This window comes from Streptomyces bottropensis ATCC 25435, assembly GCF_000383595.1.
Lineage (GTDB): Bacteria > Actinomycetota > Actinomycetes > Streptomycetales > Streptomycetaceae > Streptomyces > Streptomyces bottropensis.
Genome location: NZ_KB911581.1, coordinates 7,441,638 through 7,456,274 on the forward strand (window position 1 = coordinate 7,441,638; position 14,637 = coordinate 7,456,274).

At 71.1% G+C, this 14,637-nt stretch carries 12 protein-coding genes; 7 read left to right on the forward strand and 5 right to left on the reverse strand.

The window, feature by feature from the left end:
* Positions 1 to 68: 68 nt before the first annotated feature.
* A complete protein-coding gene (locus tag STRBO_RS0132965; RefSeq protein WP_005479371.1) occupies positions 69 to 1,241 on the reverse strand; it encodes a PP2C family protein-serine/threonine phosphatase in 1,173 nt (390 codons plus the stop codon).
* Between the two features lie 225 nt (positions 1,242 to 1,466).
* On the opposite strand from STRBO_RS0132965, the gene STRBO_RS0132970 reads away from it, so the two are divergent.
* On the forward strand, positions 1,467 to 2,711 hold the full coding sequence (locus STRBO_RS0132970) for a GNAT family N-acetyltransferase (protein ID WP_005479373.1): 1,245 nt from the start codon (positions 1,467 to 1,469) through the stop codon (positions 2,709 to 2,711).
* 37 nt (positions 2,712 to 2,748) lie between these two features.
* Here STRBO_RS0132970 and STRBO_RS0132975 read toward each other — a convergent pair whose 3' ends face one another.
* Together STRBO_RS0132975 and STRBO_RS0132980 are read right to left on the reverse strand one after the other, a co-directional pair.
* The gene (locus STRBO_RS0132975; protein WP_005479375.1) at positions 2,749 to 3,573 is read right to left on the reverse strand and encodes an Fpg/Nei family DNA glycosylase; all 825 of its coding nucleotides are present in this window, start codon (positions 3,571 to 3,573) and stop codon (positions 2,749 to 2,751) included.
* A 142-nt stretch (positions 3,574 to 3,715) separates the two neighbouring features.
* The gene (locus STRBO_RS0132980; RefSeq protein WP_020115446.1) at positions 3,716 to 4,201 is read right to left on the reverse strand and encodes a ribose-5-phosphate isomerase; all 486 of its coding nucleotides are present in this window, start codon (positions 4,199 to 4,201) and stop codon (positions 3,716 to 3,718) included.
* Between the two features lie 275 nt (positions 4,202 to 4,476).
* On the opposite strand from STRBO_RS0132980, the gene STRBO_RS0132985 reads away from it, so the two are divergent.
* The gene (locus STRBO_RS0132985; RefSeq protein ID WP_005479380.1) at positions 4,477 to 5,934 is read left to right on the forward strand and encodes an amino acid permease; all 1,458 of its coding nucleotides are present in this window, start codon (positions 4,477 to 4,479) and stop codon (positions 5,932 to 5,934) included.
* 89 nt (positions 5,935 to 6,023) lie between these two features.
* Here STRBO_RS0132985 and STRBO_RS0132990 read toward each other — a convergent pair whose 3' ends face one another.
* Positions 6,024 to 7,901 (reverse strand): serine/threonine-protein kinase, encoded by a 1,878-nt coding sequence (locus tag STRBO_RS0132990; RefSeq protein ID WP_020115447.1) that lies wholly within the window; start codon positions 7,899 to 7,901, stop codon positions 6,024 to 6,026.
* Positions 7,902 to 8,151: 250 nt separating this feature from the next.
* On the opposite strand from STRBO_RS0132990, the gene STRBO_RS0132995 reads away from it, so the two are divergent.
* Complete coding sequence (locus tag STRBO_RS0132995) at positions 8,152 to 8,934, forward strand: hypothetical protein (RefSeq protein ID WP_005479385.1); 783 nt, start codon at positions 8,152 to 8,154, stop codon at positions 8,932 to 8,934.
* Between the two features lie 216 nt (positions 8,935 to 9,150).
* Here STRBO_RS0132995 and STRBO_RS0133000 read toward each other — a convergent pair whose 3' ends face one another.
* Positions 9,151 to 9,732 carry a biotin transporter BioY gene (locus tag STRBO_RS0133000; RefSeq protein WP_005479387.1) on the reverse strand — a complete coding sequence of 194 codons (582 nt, stop codon included), beginning with the start codon at positions 9,730 to 9,732 and terminating at the stop codon, positions 9,151 to 9,153.
* A gap of 453 nt (positions 9,733 to 10,185) precedes the next feature.
* Between STRBO_RS0133000 and STRBO_RS0133005 the strand changes: the two genes are divergently transcribed.
* The 4 genes from STRBO_RS0133005 (at position 10,186) to STRBO_RS0133020 (ending at position 14,631) form a co-directional block, all read left to right on the forward strand.
* Positions 10,186 to 11,493 (forward strand): ROK family protein, encoded by a 1,308-nt coding sequence (locus STRBO_RS0133005; protein ID WP_381196910.1) that lies wholly within the window; start codon positions 10,186 to 10,188, stop codon positions 11,491 to 11,493.
* 359 nt (positions 11,494 to 11,852) lie between these two features.
* Positions 11,853 to 12,917 carry an ABC transporter substrate-binding protein gene (locus STRBO_RS0133010; protein ID WP_005479393.1) on the forward strand — a complete coding sequence of 355 codons (1,065 nt, stop codon included), beginning with the start codon at positions 11,853 to 11,855 and terminating at the stop codon, positions 12,915 to 12,917.
* Positions 12,914 to 13,825 (forward strand): ABC transporter permease, encoded by a 912-nt coding sequence (locus tag STRBO_RS0133015; protein WP_005479394.1) that lies wholly within the window; start codon positions 12,914 to 12,916, stop codon positions 13,823 to 13,825. The genes STRBO_RS0133010 and STRBO_RS0133015 overlap by 4 nt, the downstream gene beginning before the upstream one ends.
* Positions 13,801 to 14,631, forward strand: a complete 831-nt coding sequence (locus tag STRBO_RS0133020; protein WP_005479395.1) for an ABC transporter ATP-binding protein — start codon at positions 13,801 to 13,803, stop codon at positions 14,629 to 14,631. Before STRBO_RS0133015 ends, STRBO_RS0133020 begins: the two co-directional genes overlap by 25 nt.
* Positions 14,632 to 14,637: the final 6 nt, after the last annotated feature.

Here is a 14,637-nt window from a genome sequence, read left to right on the forward strand (position 1 = left end):
GGGGGTTGATCGCGCAGTTCCCCGCGCCCCTGAGAAGCAGGGGCTGCGCCCACTGCTTCTCAGGGCGCCTACCTTGTCGCCGTCGGGCCCTCTCGGCAGATCAGGAGGAGGGCCCGGTCGTCGTTGACGTCCTTGGCCACGGCTTCGATGAGGTGCCAGGCGGCGCCGTGGAAGCCGCCCGCCACGTAGCGGTCGGCCTCGCCGGTGAGGCGGTCGATGCCTTCGACTATGTCCCGGTCGGAGGTCTCGACGAGGCCGTCGGTGAACAGCATCAGGACGTCGCCGGGGCGCAACGAGCCCTTGACCGGGTCGAACTGGGCACCGTCGTAGACACCCAGGAGGGGGCCCTCGGCGGCCTTCTCCTCCCAGCGGCCGGTGCCCGCGCTGAGCTGGAGGCCCGGGGGGTGGCCGGCGGAGAAGAGTTCGTAGTCGCCGGAGTCGAGGTCGAGGACGAGGTGGATGGAGGTCGCGAAGCCCTCGTCCCAGTCCTGGCGGAGGAGATAGCCGTTGGCGGCCGGGAGGAAGGCGTGCGGTGGGAGCGATCCCAGCAGACCGCCGAAGGCGCCCGACAGGAGCAGGGCGCGGGACCCCGCGTCCATGCCCTTGCCGGAGACGTCGGTGAGGACGGCTTCGAGGGTGCGGCCGCCGTTCGTACGGGCGGCCACGACGAAGTCACCGGAGAAGGACTGGCCGCCCGCCGGGCGCAGGGCCATCTCGCGGTGCCAGCCGGCGGGCAGCTGCGGCAACTTGCTCTGCACCCGGATGCGTTCGCGCAGGTCGAAGAGCATCGTGCCGCCGCGCCGCCAGGGCACGCCGACCCGGCTGCGGAACTGGGCGATCAGGAGGCCGAAGAAACCGCAGGCGGCGACCACGAGCACGGTGCCGGGCGTCACCCGGGCCGGGCCTTCGGGGTACGGGCCGAGCCGCACCGACTCCACGATCAGCGCGGTCGCGGCGGCCGCGTACAGGCCGAGGAGGCTGGCGGGCCGCAGCAGCAGGCCGCCCGCGACGATGGGCAGGACCAGGACGGCGGGTGAGAACCAGACCTCGTTGATCAGCGTGAGGCAGGCGATCAGCGGGATCATCATCAGCAGGCCGACGAGGGCGATCCAGTCGGAGCCGTCCCCGCGGAAGTAGTCGACGGCGGATTTGCGCACGCCGGTGCGGACCCGGTGAACCAGCTTCTTCATCCGGGCCGTGAGCGTATCGGCCGCCGCGCGCCGCTCTCGTCCTGCTGCCATTGTTCGGGACCTTATCCATCGGACCAGCCCCTGTGCACAGGAGGTCCTACTTGTCCCCCTTCCGAGGGCCGGTTCACGACGAATCTCACACAGATCTCACACCGGAACGCGCCCTTCAGCCCCTGTGCGCCCTCCGTGCGGCACCTGGGAAGGATCCCACGTCGCGCCGCGCCGCGCGGGGCGAATTCGCTCGCTCGCGCCGGAGCACCCTGCTAGGCATGGCGTATGACGACTGAACTGCGGCCACTGCGCAAGGAAGACTGGAACGTCTGGTACGACAACCTCGTCCGCGCCTTCGGCGGCACCCCCGAACCGCCGGAGGAGCGCGAGTTGTGGCAGGCGCTCACTCCGTACGAGCGCTCCGTCGGCGTGTGGGAAGGGGACCAATGCGTGGGTACGGCGGGGGCGTTCGACTTCCGTCTCGCGGTGCCCGGCGGCTCGGTCGTCCCCGCGGCGGGCGTCACGATGGTCGGTGTCGCGGCCACGCACCGTCGGCGCGGGGTGCTGACGTCCATGATGCGGCGGCAGTTGGACGACATCCGTTCCTGGGGCGAGCCGCTGGCCGTGCTGACCGCGTCGGAACCGGCGATCTACGGCCGGTTCGGATACGGCCTCGCCACGCGCCGGCTCACCGCCGACATCGACACCGCCCGGGTACGGGTGTCCGTACCGCCCGGTACCGATGACGTACGGCTGCGCTACGCCGACCCCGCGGAGGTGCTCGACGCGTGCGAGGCGGTGTACGCCCGCCAAGTGCCGGAGCGGCCCGGGATGCTGGCCCGGCGGCCCGGCTGGGCGCAGGCGGATCTGCTCGACACGGAGCGCCATCGGGGCGGGGCCTCGCCCCTGCAGTGCGTGGTGGCCGAGCGGGCCGACGGCGACGGTTCCGCCGTGGTCGGGTACGCGCGGTTCCGGATCAAGTCCGACTGGGGGCCGAGCGGGGCGGAGGGCGTCGTCCAGCTGAGCGCGTTCCAGGCCCTGGACCCCGCCGCGCGCGCCGCCCTGTGGCGGTTCCTCTTCGACATCGACCTGACGTCGCGCGTCGTCGCCCACCGGCTGCCCGTTGACGAGCCCGCGCTGCACCTGGTGTCGGACATCCGCCGCTGCGGACTGCGGATGACGGACGACCTGTATCTCCGGCTGGTGGACGTCGGCGCGGCCCTGCGTCTGCGGACCTATCAGGCTCCGTTGGACGTGGTGTTCGAGGTCGAGGACTCCTTCTGCCCCTGGAACGAGGGTCGTTGGCGGCTCACCGGCGACCCGAAGGGCGCGACCTGCGAGCGGACCGCCGACGCCGCCGATCTCTCCCTGTCCGTACGGGAGTTGGGGTCGGCCTATCTGGGCGGTGTGAGCCTGTCCGCCCTGGCCGCGGCCGGGCTGGTGCGGGAGCTGCGGGAGGGGGCGCTGGCGGAGGCGTCCGTGGGGTTCCTCGCGTCGGGGCCGGCGCCCTGGCTGCCGCACGGGTTCTAGGGCGCGGAGCCCGAACCCGGCCCGGCGGTCCGGGGGATCACCTCTGCTGGCAGGACGGGCACCAGAAGAGGTTGCGGGCGGCGAGGTCGGCGGTGCGGATCTCGCCGCCGCACAGATGGCAGGGCATGCTCGCCCTGCGGTACACGTACACCTCGCCGCCGTGGTCGTCGACGCGGGGCGGGCGGCCCATGGCCTCGGGCGTGTGTTCCGGGCGGACGGTGTCGATGCGGTTGTGCCGCACCCCCTCGCGCATGAGGCCGACGAGGTCGGCCCAGATCGCGTCCCACTCCGCCGGGGTGACGTCCTTGCCCGCCCGGTACGGGTCGATGCCGTGCCGGAAGAGGACCTCCGCGCGGTAGACGTTGCCGACGCCCGCGATCACCTTCTGGTCCAGGAGCAGCGCGGCGATCGTCGTACGGCTGCGGGAGACACGGGCGTACGCGCGGGCCGGGTCCGCGTCGGCGCGGAGCGGGTCGGGGCCGAGGCGCGCGTGCACCGCCTGCTTCTCGGCGTTCGTGATCAGGGCGCAGGTCGTCGGACCGCGCAGGTCCATGTACGACGTGTCGTTGCGCAGCCGCAGGCGGACGGTGTCCGTGGGCGGGGGCGCGGGGGCCGGCCCGAAGGTGACCTTGCCGAAGAGGCCCAGGTGGATGTGCACCCGCTCCTCGGCGTCCGGGTCGCCGAAGTGCAGGAAGAGGTGTTTGCCGTGGGCCTCGGCGGTGTGGAGGGGGGCGCCGGTGAGGAGGGCCGCGGCGTCACTGAACTTGCCCTGGGGGCTGGTGACGTGAGTGGGCCGGCCGCCACCGCCGAAGCGGGCCAGGCAGTCTTCGGCGAGTCGGTGGATGGTGTGCCCCTCCGGCACGGGGTCCTCCGGGGGTTCGGCAGGGGGGTGGGTGGCCGGCGTGCGATTTCGGGTGCGGGTGGGGTGGGGGTCGCTCGCGCAGTTCCCCGAGCCCCTGGCGTGCCGGGGCTGCGCCCTCCGCACGCCGGGGGCTCGGGTCGTCTCAGCCCTGGGGGTGGTGTGCCGGGACGGGCGGGAGGTCGCCGGTCGTTTCGTACGCCGCCAGCATGTCGATGCGGCGGATGTGGCGCTCGTCACCGGAGAACGGGGTGTTGAGGAAGGTCTCGACGAACTTCGTCGCGTCCTCCTGGGAGTGCATGCGGGCGCCGACGGCGACGACGTTGGCGTTGTTGTGCTCGCGGCCCAGCGCGGCGGTCTCGGCGCTCCACGCGAGGGCGGCGCGGACACCGGCCACCTTGTTCGCGGCGATCTGCTCCCCGTTGCCGGAGCCACCGATGACGATGCCGAGGGACCCGGGGTCCGCGGCCGTGCGCTCCGCCGCGCGGAGGCAGAACGGCGGGTAGTCGTCCTGGGCGTCGTAGATGTGGGGACCGCAGTCGACGGCCTCGTGGCCGGCGGCCTTCAGCCACTCCACGAGGTGGTTCTTGAATTCGTATCCGGCGTGATCAGAGCCGAGGTAGACGCGCATGGTCCGAGTGTGACACGCGCGTTTCGGCGCGGCACGACGGGGTGCTGACCGATGAAACCTGACACCAGGCCAAGGAAGCTCAAGTAAACCTCAAGTAACAATCTGGATTCAAAGGCCCGGGAGTACTTTCGCCTCCGATTCACTGGACCGATCTTTATGGCGGCCCACCCGGCTCCCGGCTGCCGGCTCTCGTTTCCCGCTCGTACGAGAGTCGATCGGGGGTCGCTGGGCAGACGCACGGAAGTCCCCACAACGGCGCAAAGGAAACCTCCCCCATGACCTCGCAGCCGACCCTGCCTCCCCAGGCGGACGAGCCGGACTCGTCCTCTCCCCCCTCCCCAGGTCTGCACGCCGGCCTCAAGAACCGTCATCTGTCGATGATCGCGATCGGCGGTGTGATCGGGGCCGGCCTGTTCGTCGGATCGAGTTCCGGCATCAGGACCGCCGGTCCCGGCATCCTCCTGTCCTACGCGCTCGTCGGCACGATGGTGGTGCTGGTGATGCGGATGCTCGGCGAGATGTCCGCCGCGAACCCGACGTCGGGGTCGTTCTCGGCCCACGCCGACCGCGCGCTCGGGCGCTGGGCCGGGTTCTCGATCGGCTGGCTGTACTGGTTCTTCTGGGTCGTCGTGCTCGCGGTCGAGGCGACCGCGGGTGCGGTGATCCTGGAGGGCTGGATCCCGGCGGTGCCGCAGTGGGGCTGGGCGTTGATCGTGATGGTCGTGCTGACCGCCACGAACCTGGTCTCGGTGGGCTCCTACGGTGAGTTCGAGTTCTGGTTCGCCGGGATCAAGGTCGTCGCGATCGCCGCGTTCATCGTGGTGGGCGGTCTCGCGGTGTTCGGCGTACTGCCGGGGGCCGACACCGACAAGGCCGGGCTGTCCAACCTGACCGACCACGGCGGGTTCCTGCCCCACGGCCCGGGCGCGATCCTCATCGGTGTCCTGCTGGTCGTCTTCTCCTTCATGGGCAGCGAGATCGCCACGCTGGCCGCCGGGGAGACGGAGAACCCGCAGAAGGCCGTCACCAAGTCGACCAACAGCATCATCTGGCGGATCGGCGTCTTCTATCTCGGCTCGATCTTCGTCGTGGTCACGCTGCTGCCGTGGAACGACCCGTCGATCAAGGAGAAGGGCTCCTACGTCGCCGCCCTGGACTCCCTCGGGATCGCGCACGCCGGTCAGATCATGAACTTCATCGTGCTGACGTCGGTGCTGTCCTGTCTGAACTCCGGTCTGTACACGGCCTCGCGCATGGCCTTCTCGCTGGGCGAGCGCGGGGACGCGCCGCGCGCGTTCGGCCGGACGAACGCGCGCGGTGTGCCGATGGCGGCCATCCTCTCCTCGGTGGTGTTCGGGTTCGTCGCGGTCATCTTCAACTACTTCTTCCCCGAGGGTGTCTTCCTCTTCCTCGTCAACTCCTCTGGCGCGGTCGCCCTGTTCGTGTGGCTCGTCATCTGCTTCTCGCAGCTGCGCATGCGCAAGATCATCGAGCGGGAGTCGCCGGAGAAGCTCGTCGTGAAGATGTGGCTGTACCCGTACCTGACGTGGGCCACGATCGGGCTGATCCTCTTCGTCCTCGGCTACATGCTCACCGACACCGAGCACGGCAACCGCGAGATCCTGCTGCTGTCGCTGCTGGTCGCCGCGGTCGTCGTCGGCATCGCGGTCGTCAAGGAGAGGCTCGGCGGGCGGAAGTCCGCCGCCGCCGAGGTGACCGACAAGGTGCACTGAGATCCTGGCATGTTCCGGGGCCCGGTGGCGGTTCGTCCGCCGCCGGGCCCCGTTTCGTCGTCCGGGGGCCTACGGAGAGGTCCGGGGCCCTACAGAGGGGTGAAGGTCTTCTCGACCTTCTCGTAGACCGGGACGGCGCGGTCCTCGATGTCGGGGTGGTACCAGGTGGTCAGCTGGTACGACTTGCCGCCGGTGTTGAAGCCGAGGGACCGGACGTGCCAGGGCAGTTCCTGGGCGGTCACGGTGTACTCCCACACGACGGCGGGCTCGCCCCGGAACTCGGTCTCCTCCAGACGGATCCGGGTGTATCCCGGCCCCTCACCGGTGCTCCTCTCCTTCTTCCGCCACTGCTCCATGAGGTCGCCGCGCGCGAGTGAGGCCTTGCCGACGATCTCCTGCCGGGCGTCGGGCGAGGTGTAGTGCACCTCCGCCCCGGCATGCACCTCCCGCGAGAAGCCGTCCGGCGGCACCCAGGCGAACACGCCGGCCTCCGTACGGGCGCCGGGCGGCAGTCGGGGCGGGCGGGAGGTGCCGGCGACGGTGGGGGCGGGGGTGCCGGTGGGGGTCTCGCTGGAGTGGGACGCCGAGGACGACGGCTTGTCGGTCCCTCCGTCGCGCGAGCCGTTCAGCGCCGGTACGAGGACCGCGGCTACGGCAGCGGTCGCGGCGAGGGTCGTGGCCGCGATGAGGGCCGGGCGGCGGTGCTTCGGCCGGGGGGCCGGGGGTGCTGTGGGGGTGGCGGGTTCTGTGCGGTCTGCGGGCTCTGTGGACTCTGTGGGTTCTGTGGACTCTGTGAGTTCCGTGGGATCTGTGGGTTCCGTGTGCCTTGTGCGGCTTGATGGCACGGGCGGGGCCTCGGAGGAGGCGCTGGGGGGCGGGGAGAGGGAGCGGTTGAGGACGGGGGTGGTGGGTCGGTCGGGTTGGGGAGTGGTGGCGAGGGTGGGGGTGGGGGTGGGGTACGGGTCCGATGCGGGCGGGGTCGGTGGTCGCGGGTCGGGGTGTGTGTGCGGGTGCGGTGCGGGCTCGGGGTGCGGTGCGAGCTCGGGGGCGGGACGGTTCCGTACGGTCGGCGTCGGGTGTATCGGGGTGGGGCGGGCGGTGGGTGTGGGCTCCGGGGGCGCCGCAGGCTTCGCCGCGGGGTGCGTGGGGGCGGCTCCCGGCTCCTCCGCGTCGTCCGACGGCCCCGGCCTCGTCGTCGGGGTGGTCGTGGGCGGGTCGGTGGCGATGTGGCGGAGCGTCTCGGTGAGTTCGCGCACGCCGGGACGGGACTCCGGTTCCTTCTTGAGGAGGGCGGCGAGCAGGTCGTGGAGGGGGCCCGCGGCCGTGGGGAGTTCCGGCTCCTCGTAGAGGACCGCGTGCAGGGTGGCGAGGGTGGTGGCGCGGGAGAAGGGGGAGCGGCCACCGAGCGCCGCGCAGAGGGTGGCGCCGAGGGACCACAGGTCGGAGGGCGGCCCCTGCGGACGGCCGGAGACCCGCTCGGGGGCCATGTAGTCGGGGGAGCCGACGAGCATGCCGGCCATGGTGAGGGCCTCGGCGTTGTGGATGGCGGCGATGCCGAAGTCGGTGAGGACGGCGTGAGGGGCGCCTGCGCGTTTGACGAGGACGTTGGCCGGTTTGATGTCGCGGTGCAGGACGCCCTGGGCGTGCACCTGGCCCAGCGCGTCGACGAGTTGGAGGCCGATCCGGGCGGTGGCCCGTACGTCGAGGGGGCCGTCCTGCGCCACGAGTTGCTCCAGGGAGCGGCCGTCGACCAGTTCCATGACGATCCAGAGCCGGTCGCCCGCGTCGACGACGTCGTAGACGCGTACGACATGGGGGTGGTCGATACGGGCCGTGGCCCGGGCCTCCCGCAGGGTTCGCTCGCGCCGGGTGCGGCTGTCCTCCGGGTCGAGACCGTCGATCCGCATTTCCTTGACGGCGACCTGCCGGTCGAGGATGTCGTCGGTGGCCCGCCAGACCCGGCCCATTCCACCTTGCCCGATGCTTTCGACCAGGCGATATCGGTCGGCCACCACAAGACCCGGAACACCGCCCCGTGTTATTTCCGGCACCCCCGTGCCCCCCTTCAACAAGTGACCTCATTTGCCACAGAAAAAACAAAAGGTCGCGCATTGGTCACACTTCGTGCCGCACCAGCATAGTGCCGAGAAATCTTGTGGTACCTCTTCAGAGGCCGTGAATTCAGGCACGGTCAGGGGGACGCAAGGGGGATGGAACATGAGTTCTCATCGTAGGACTGTCATCGCCGGATCGCTGCTCACCGCGTCGTTCACATCGGTGATGATCCTCGGCTTCGCGGCGTCGGCGGACGACGAGGGGGGATTGAGCAAGCATGGCGGAAAGACCGTGGACGCGGTACCGGCCGGAGTGAAGCTCTCGACACTGCTGTCCAAAGAGATCAAAGTCGACAACAAGTCGAAGGAAACGGATATCACCGGCGTCGTGAAGAACGAGGGCAGCAAGGCCAGCGGCGAAATCCGATTGCTCGTGGTCGGTTTCGACGCCCTTACGGTCAAGAACGTCGAGGGGTGTTCGGCCATTCCGGAGGGAGATCTTCCCGACGGCGCGAACAGCGGTTTCGCGTGCGCGATCGACGACCTGGCGGCCGGAAAGTCGAAGACGTATGCGATCGACGCCACGTACGACCTGAGCAAGAAGGGAAAGATCTGTCTTCCGGTCCAGAACGCCGACGGTTCGAAGACCTTCTGGCAGCAGGGTCCGGTGCCGTTCGGCGCGACCAACCAGGCACCCAACGAGCCCGCCACCCCGCTGCTCCTCGGCACCGACAACAGCCCGGTCACCCCGGGCGGCGGTGACGACGGGGGCGGTGGCGGTAGCGGTGGTGGTGACCGTGGCGGGAAGGACGGCAAGCCGGACGAGCTGCCTCAGACCGGTCCGGCCGATCGCGTCCTGCCGCTCGGCATGACCGGCGCCGCGCTCATCTCGGCCGGCGCGGCGGGCCTGCGGTGGAACCGGCGGAGGGCCCGTCAGGAGTCCTGACCCGCCCGGGAGGAGACCGACGCGGCCGCGAGACCCGGCGAGCGGCCGGGCGGGGCGCTCGCGAAGCCCCGCCCCCCACTCGCGCGCTCGCCCGGTCGCGGCCGTGACGCGGAAGGGGCTCGCCGGGGTGTGGTCGGAGCGGCCGACCCGGCGAACCTCTCGGCGCGGGGCGCCGGTTCCAGCGCGGCGCCCGCTCGGCGGGGCCGAGCCGGCGCGTCACTTCCTCAGCAGCTTCCAGGCCGTCGGCAGCAGTCCCATGGCCAGGACGACCTTGACGGCGTCGCCGATCAGGAACGGCGTGAGGCCGAGGGCGACGGCGGAGGAGAGGCTGATGTCGGCGGTGGCGGCGAGGTACGGGACGCCCACGGCGTAGATGATCGCCTCGCCGACGAGCATCGTGCCCGCCATGCGCGCCGTCGAACGGTCGCCACCGCGTCGGGCCAGAGCGCCCACGGCGGCGACGGCCAGGATCATGCCGAGGATGTAGCCGAAGGAGACGCCGACACCGGAGGTGCCGTTCGCGAACCACGGCACACCGGCCAGACCGGCCAGGGCGTACAGGCTCAGCGAGGCGACACCGCGGCTCGCGCCCAGGGTGGTGCCGACGAGCAGGGCGGCGAAGGTCTGGCCGGTGACCGGCACCGGGGAGCCCGGCACGGGCACGGCGATCTGCGCGGCGAGCCCGGTGAGCGCGGCGCCGCCGACCACGAGCGCGAGGTCGCGGACGCGGGCGCCGGAGACGGGCAGGAGGTCGGCGAGGACCTCGCCGGGGCGGGCTGACGTGGCGGCGGTGCTCATGTGCGGGCTCACTCCGGCGGGTGAAGACGGCAGGGACACGGTGACGCTATCCCCGGGCCCGTGCCCCGGGCACCGTCAGCTCTCGACAAAGGGGGGAACGACCCCTTGGTGGGCTTCGGACAAAGGATGCGTGTTACACCCGGTACGGCGTGACGCCGGTCACTGAGGTGAGGTGGGTCGGGGCATCAAGAGGCGCCTCCCTAGGTTCTGTAGGGTTTCACCAATCGGGTCGTCGGCATGGACAGTTGCCGTCTCGCCCGTCGGTCGCCGTCTGGGCAGCGGTGGGCCGTTTTGCTAGCTTCGAGCGCATGGTTGCTCAGGCCCGGTACTTCTCGTCGCGTCGCTACGTCGACCTGCGACGCGTGGGTACGGCCACCTGTCGCCGTCCCGGGTGAGGCGGCTCCGGCACGCCTCGCCCTTCGAGACGGCGCAGTGTCGGACCCGTTCCCGAGGATGATCGTCATGCCCCAAGCCGCGGCAGCACCCACCCTGTACGCTCCCGCTCTCTCTCCCTCTCCTTCCCGCTCTCCTTCCCTCGCTTCTTCTTCTCCCTCTCCCTCGTTCGCCTCCTCTCCCGTGCCGCGCGTCGCCGACAGCGACCGGCGGCGGACGAGTGCCAGCGTGGTGCTGCGGTCCGTGCTGGAGCACGGGCCCGTGGCGCGCAGCAACATCGCCCGGGTGACGGGCCTGTCCCCCGCCTCGGTGACCGACTACTGCGCCCGGTTCGCGGGGCTCGGTCTCATCCGCGAGGCCGAACCGCCCCGGCGGACCAAGGGGACCGGGCGCCCGCACGTGCCTCTCGACCTGGACGACTCGCGGTTCCTGGTGGGCGGCGTGCATGTGGCCGTGCCGTACACGACCGTCGCGCTGCTCGACCTGCGCGGACGGGTCGTCGAGGAGCGGCGGTTGAAGCACGACTCCACCGATCCCGCCCCGGTCCTGGCGCGGGCCGCCGACGAACTCCGCGCCCTGCTGGACGCGGCGCCGGGCTGCAGGCCCCTGGCCGTCGGCTTCGCGGCCGGCGGCTGGGTGGACCGGGAGAGCGGGACGGTCGTCGAGCATCCGCTGCTGGGCTGGCGCGAGGTGCCGGTGCGGGAGATCCTCGGTGCCCGGACGGGGCTGCCGGTCCATGTGGACGGGCACGCGCGGGCGTTGGTGAGCGCCGAGCAGCTGTACGGGCGGGCGCGGGGCAGCCGGAGCGTGCTGCATCTGTTCGTCGGCAACATGGTCGACGCGGCGTTCGCGACCAACGACGAGGTGCACCACGGTCCCCGCTCGCAGGCCGGGGCGATCGCCCATCTGCCCCTGCCCGGCGGCACCGAGGCCTGCGCGTGCGGGCGGACCGGCTGCCTCCAGGCCGAGTTGAGCGAACTGACCCTGTGCCGACGGGCGCGGGCGGCCGGGGTCATCGACGGGTCGAACCCGATGCGGGTGCTGGAGGCGGCGGCGGACGGCGACACGGTGGCCGCAGGGCTGCTGGTGGAGCGGGCGCGGCTGGTGGGGCGGGCGGTGGAGCTGTTGCTCGACGTGCTGAACCCCGAGACCGTGGTCGTCACCGAGGTCGGGATCATCGGCCGGGAGGACTGTCTCGCGGCGTTGCGCGAGACAGTCGGACCGGACCGGGCGGCGGCCGTGGGGCCCACGAGCTTCCCCGACTCCGTGCTGGCCGCGGCGGGCGGGGCGGTGGCCCTCGACGTGCTCTACCGGGACCCGTTGGGGGCCCTCGCCCGTCTCGACCGTGCTTCCGCCCAGGCCGGTTAATTCAGAAACTCCGAATGTTGACAGGCAATACCGAAGACCGGGAACATCGTATTCATGCTGCTCACGAGTTGTCGCACCCTCTGTTGCTGACACGTTGACGTTCCGGAGTGCCCTTCGCACTCCGACCGACGCGGCACTTCCTCCTGCGTGAATTCCTCTTCCGCAGCTCTCCTTCCGTCCGCCTCCGCGGATTCCACACCTGCGCGATGCTCGCGCTGAGCCGTACGCGACTCCTTGTGCGGTTCCGTGTGCGATTCCGTGTGCGGTTCCGTGCGGCGCCGGTGCGCAATTTGGTGTGCCTCCCCACCGCTTCCCACCGCTTCCCGTCCTTTCCCACCGTTTCCCCTGGGGGTCCTCCCATGTCCACTTCCGCCGCGCCCGGTTTCGACCGGCGACTCTTCCTCACCTCCCTCCTCGGCGTCACGGCCGCGGCGGCCGGGCTCAGCGGGTGCGCCGACAGCAGCGCGGCGACCGCCCGGACGGCCGCAGACGCGCCGCTGCCCACCAAGGTTCCCTCGGGTACGAGCCTGAAGATCGCCTCCTTCCAAAATCAGCAGGAATTGCAGCTCAAGCTCGCGAAACTCGACGATCTGCCTTTCAAGGTGAGTAGTTGGGCGAACATCGGCGCGGGACCCGATGTCATCAACGCCTTCCGCGCCGGTTCGCTGGACGTCGCCAACAACGCGGGAATCCCGCCGATCCAGGCGCATTACCAGGGATACGACGCGAAGATCGTCGCGATCAACGTCACCCGGAAGCCGAACTATCTCTTCGCCACCAAGCCCGGCAGCGACATCGCCTCGGTGAAGGACTTCCGGGGCAAGAAGCTCGCCTTCTCCCAGGGACAGGCGCAGGGCGTCGTCCTGCTACGGGCGTTGAAGGAGGCGGGGCTCGCGTACGACGACGCGGAACTCGTGCCGCTCACCAGCAACCAGTTCCTGACGGCCCTGCAGTCGGGCCAGGTGGACGTCGCCCCGCTCGCGAACCAGCAGGCGCCCGCCTATCTGCAGCAGTACGAGGCCAAGGGTGCCCGCACCATCCCCACGGATGTGGTGGACCTGCTCAACCTGCTGTGGGCGCCGGCCTCCGTGCTGGGCGACTCCGCGAAGGTGGCCGCCGTCGCCGCGTACATCCCGTACTGGGCGAAGGGCGCGGTCTGGCAGTACGAGAACCCGGACATCTGGAACAAGGAGTTCTACGTGAAGACCCAGAACCTGACGCTCCCCCAGGCGGAGTCGATCACCGAACTCGCCAACAAGCCGCTGTTCCCGCCGAGTTGGGACGAGTCCATCAAGTGGGAGCAGGAGACCGCGGATCTGCTGGCGGAGGGCGGCTTCGTGAAGAAGTTCGACGTCGCTTCCCTCTTCGACCGGCGGTTCGAGCAGATCGCGGCGAAGGCCGTGCCCGCGGAGTACCGGAAGTGAGCGCCGTGACCACGGGTGCGCCGACGGCGACGGGCACCTCGACGACCGCCGGGCGGGGCCCCACGACCGTCCCCGCCTCCGCCTCCGAGGCCGCCCCCCTCGCCACCGAGCGGACCGCGCAGGTCCGCAGGCGCCGGCGCCTCTCCCCCGGCAAACGGCTGCCCGCCTCCCGGCTCGTCGGGCCGGTTCTGTTCCTCGCGCTGTGGGCCCTGGCCTCCGCCGCCGGGCAGCTCGATACGGCAGCGGTCCCGGCGCCCTGGACGGTGCTGGAGACGGGCGTGCACCTGTGGACCGACGGAACGCTGACGACGGACATCCTGACCTCGTTGCAGCGGGCCGGAACCGGCTTCGTGATCGGGCTGACCGCCGGTGTCGCGCTCGCCCTGGCCGCCGGTCTCAGCCGGGTCGGCGAGGCCCTGATCGACGGGACCGTGCAGCTCAACCGGGCGATCCCGACGCTGGGTCTGATCCCCCTGTTCATCCTGTGGCTCGGCATCGGCGAGACCTTCAAGATCGCGATCATCGCCATCGTCGTCTACATCCCGATCTACCTCAACACCCATGCCGCCCTGGCCGGGATCGACAGCCGCTTCGTCGAACTCGCCGAGGTCCAGGGCCTGTCGCGGTTCCGGTTCGTCCGGCAGATCGTCATCCCCGGCGCGCTGCCCGGCTTCTTCGTGGGCCTGCGGCTCGGGGTGACCGGCTCCTGGCTGGGCCTGGTCGTGCTGGAGCAGATCAACGCCACCAACGGACTCGGCTACATGATGTTCCAGGCCCAGAACTACGGCCAGAGCGACGTGATCCTCGTCGGCCTGGTCGTCTACGGGATCTTCGGCCTGATCTCCGACAGCGCGGTCCGTCTCATCGAACGGAGGGTGCTGTCATGGCGACGCACGCTGAGCAGCTGACGACCACCGGGCGGCCGGCCACCCCTGAGCCGCCGGCCGACCACGAGGCGCCGACGGCCGCGCACACGGCCCCGGCCACGGCCACCACCACGGCCGCCCGGCCCGCCGTACGGCTGAGGGACCTCACCCGGTCCTTCGACGGGCGGAAGGTCCTCGACGGCATCGACCTCGACATCCCCGCCGGGCAGTTCGTGGCCCTGCTCGGTCACAGCGGCTCCGGCAAGAGCACGCTGCTGCGGGCGGTCGCGGGCCTCGACCACGAGGTGGTGGGCAGCGGGCAGCTCACCGCGCCCGCCCGGGTGTCCGTCGTCTTCCAGGACTCCCGGCTGCTGCCCTGGCGCCGGGTGCTCGACAACGTCCTGCTCGGCACGGAGGGCAAGGAGGCCGCCGACCGGGGCCGCGAGGCGCTCGCCGAGGTGGGCCTGAAGGGCCGCGAGCGGGCCTGGCCGAACGAGCTGTCCGGCGGCGAGGCCCAGCGCGCCGCACTGGCCCGCTCCCTGGTCCGTGACCCTGAACTCCTGCTGGCCGACGAACCGTTCGGCGCCCTGGACGCCCTCACCCGGATCCGGATGCACAGTCTGCTCAGGCAGCTGTGGGAGCGCCACAGGCCCTCCGTCCTGCTCGTCACCCACGACGTCGACGAGGCGATCGTGCTCGCCGACCGGGTCCTCGTGCTCGAAGAGGGCCGCATCGGCCTCGACCTGACCATCGACCGCCCGCACCCCCGCTCGTACCGGGACCCCCTGCTGGGCGACTACCGCGAACGGCTGCTGGCCGCGCTCGGCGTGAAAGAGGACCACCAGTGACCCGGG

Coding starts and splice junctions, on each gene's coding strand:
- STRBO_RS0132965 (WP_005479371.1), bottom strand. CDS start 1,241: ATGGCAGCAGGACGAGAGCGGCGCGCGGCGGCCGATACGCTCACGGCC.
- STRBO_RS0132970 (WP_005479373.1), top strand. CDS start 1,467: ATGACGACTGAACTGCGGCCACTGCGCAAGGAAGACTGGAACGTCTGG.
- STRBO_RS0132980 (WP_020115446.1), bottom strand. CDS start 4,201: ATGCGCGTCTACCTCGGCTCTGATCACGCCGGATACGAATTCAAGAAC.
- STRBO_RS0132985 (WP_005479380.1), top strand. CDS start 4,477: ATGACCTCGCAGCCGACCCTGCCTCCCCAGGCGGACGAGCCGGACTCG.
- STRBO_RS0132990 (WP_020115447.1), bottom strand. CDS start 7,901: ATGGGCCGGGTCTGGCGGGCCACCGACGACATCCTCGACCGGCAGGTC.
- STRBO_RS0132995 (WP_005479385.1), top strand. CDS start 8,152: ATGAGTTCTCATCGTAGGACTGTCATCGCCGGATCGCTGCTCACCGCG.
- STRBO_RS0133000 (WP_005479387.1), bottom strand. CDS start 9,732: ATGAGCACCGCCGCCACGTCAGCCCGCCCCGGCGAGGTCCTCGCCGAC.
- STRBO_RS0133005 (WP_381196910.1), top strand. CDS start 10,186: ATGATCGTCATGCCCCAAGCCGCGGCAGCACCCACCCTGTACGCTCCC.
- STRBO_RS0133010 (WP_005479393.1), top strand. CDS start 11,853: ATGTCCACTTCCGCCGCGCCCGGTTTCGACCGGCGACTCTTCCTCACC.
- STRBO_RS0133020 (WP_005479395.1), top strand. CDS start 13,801: ATGGCGACGCACGCTGAGCAGCTGACGACCACCGGGCGGCCGGCCACC.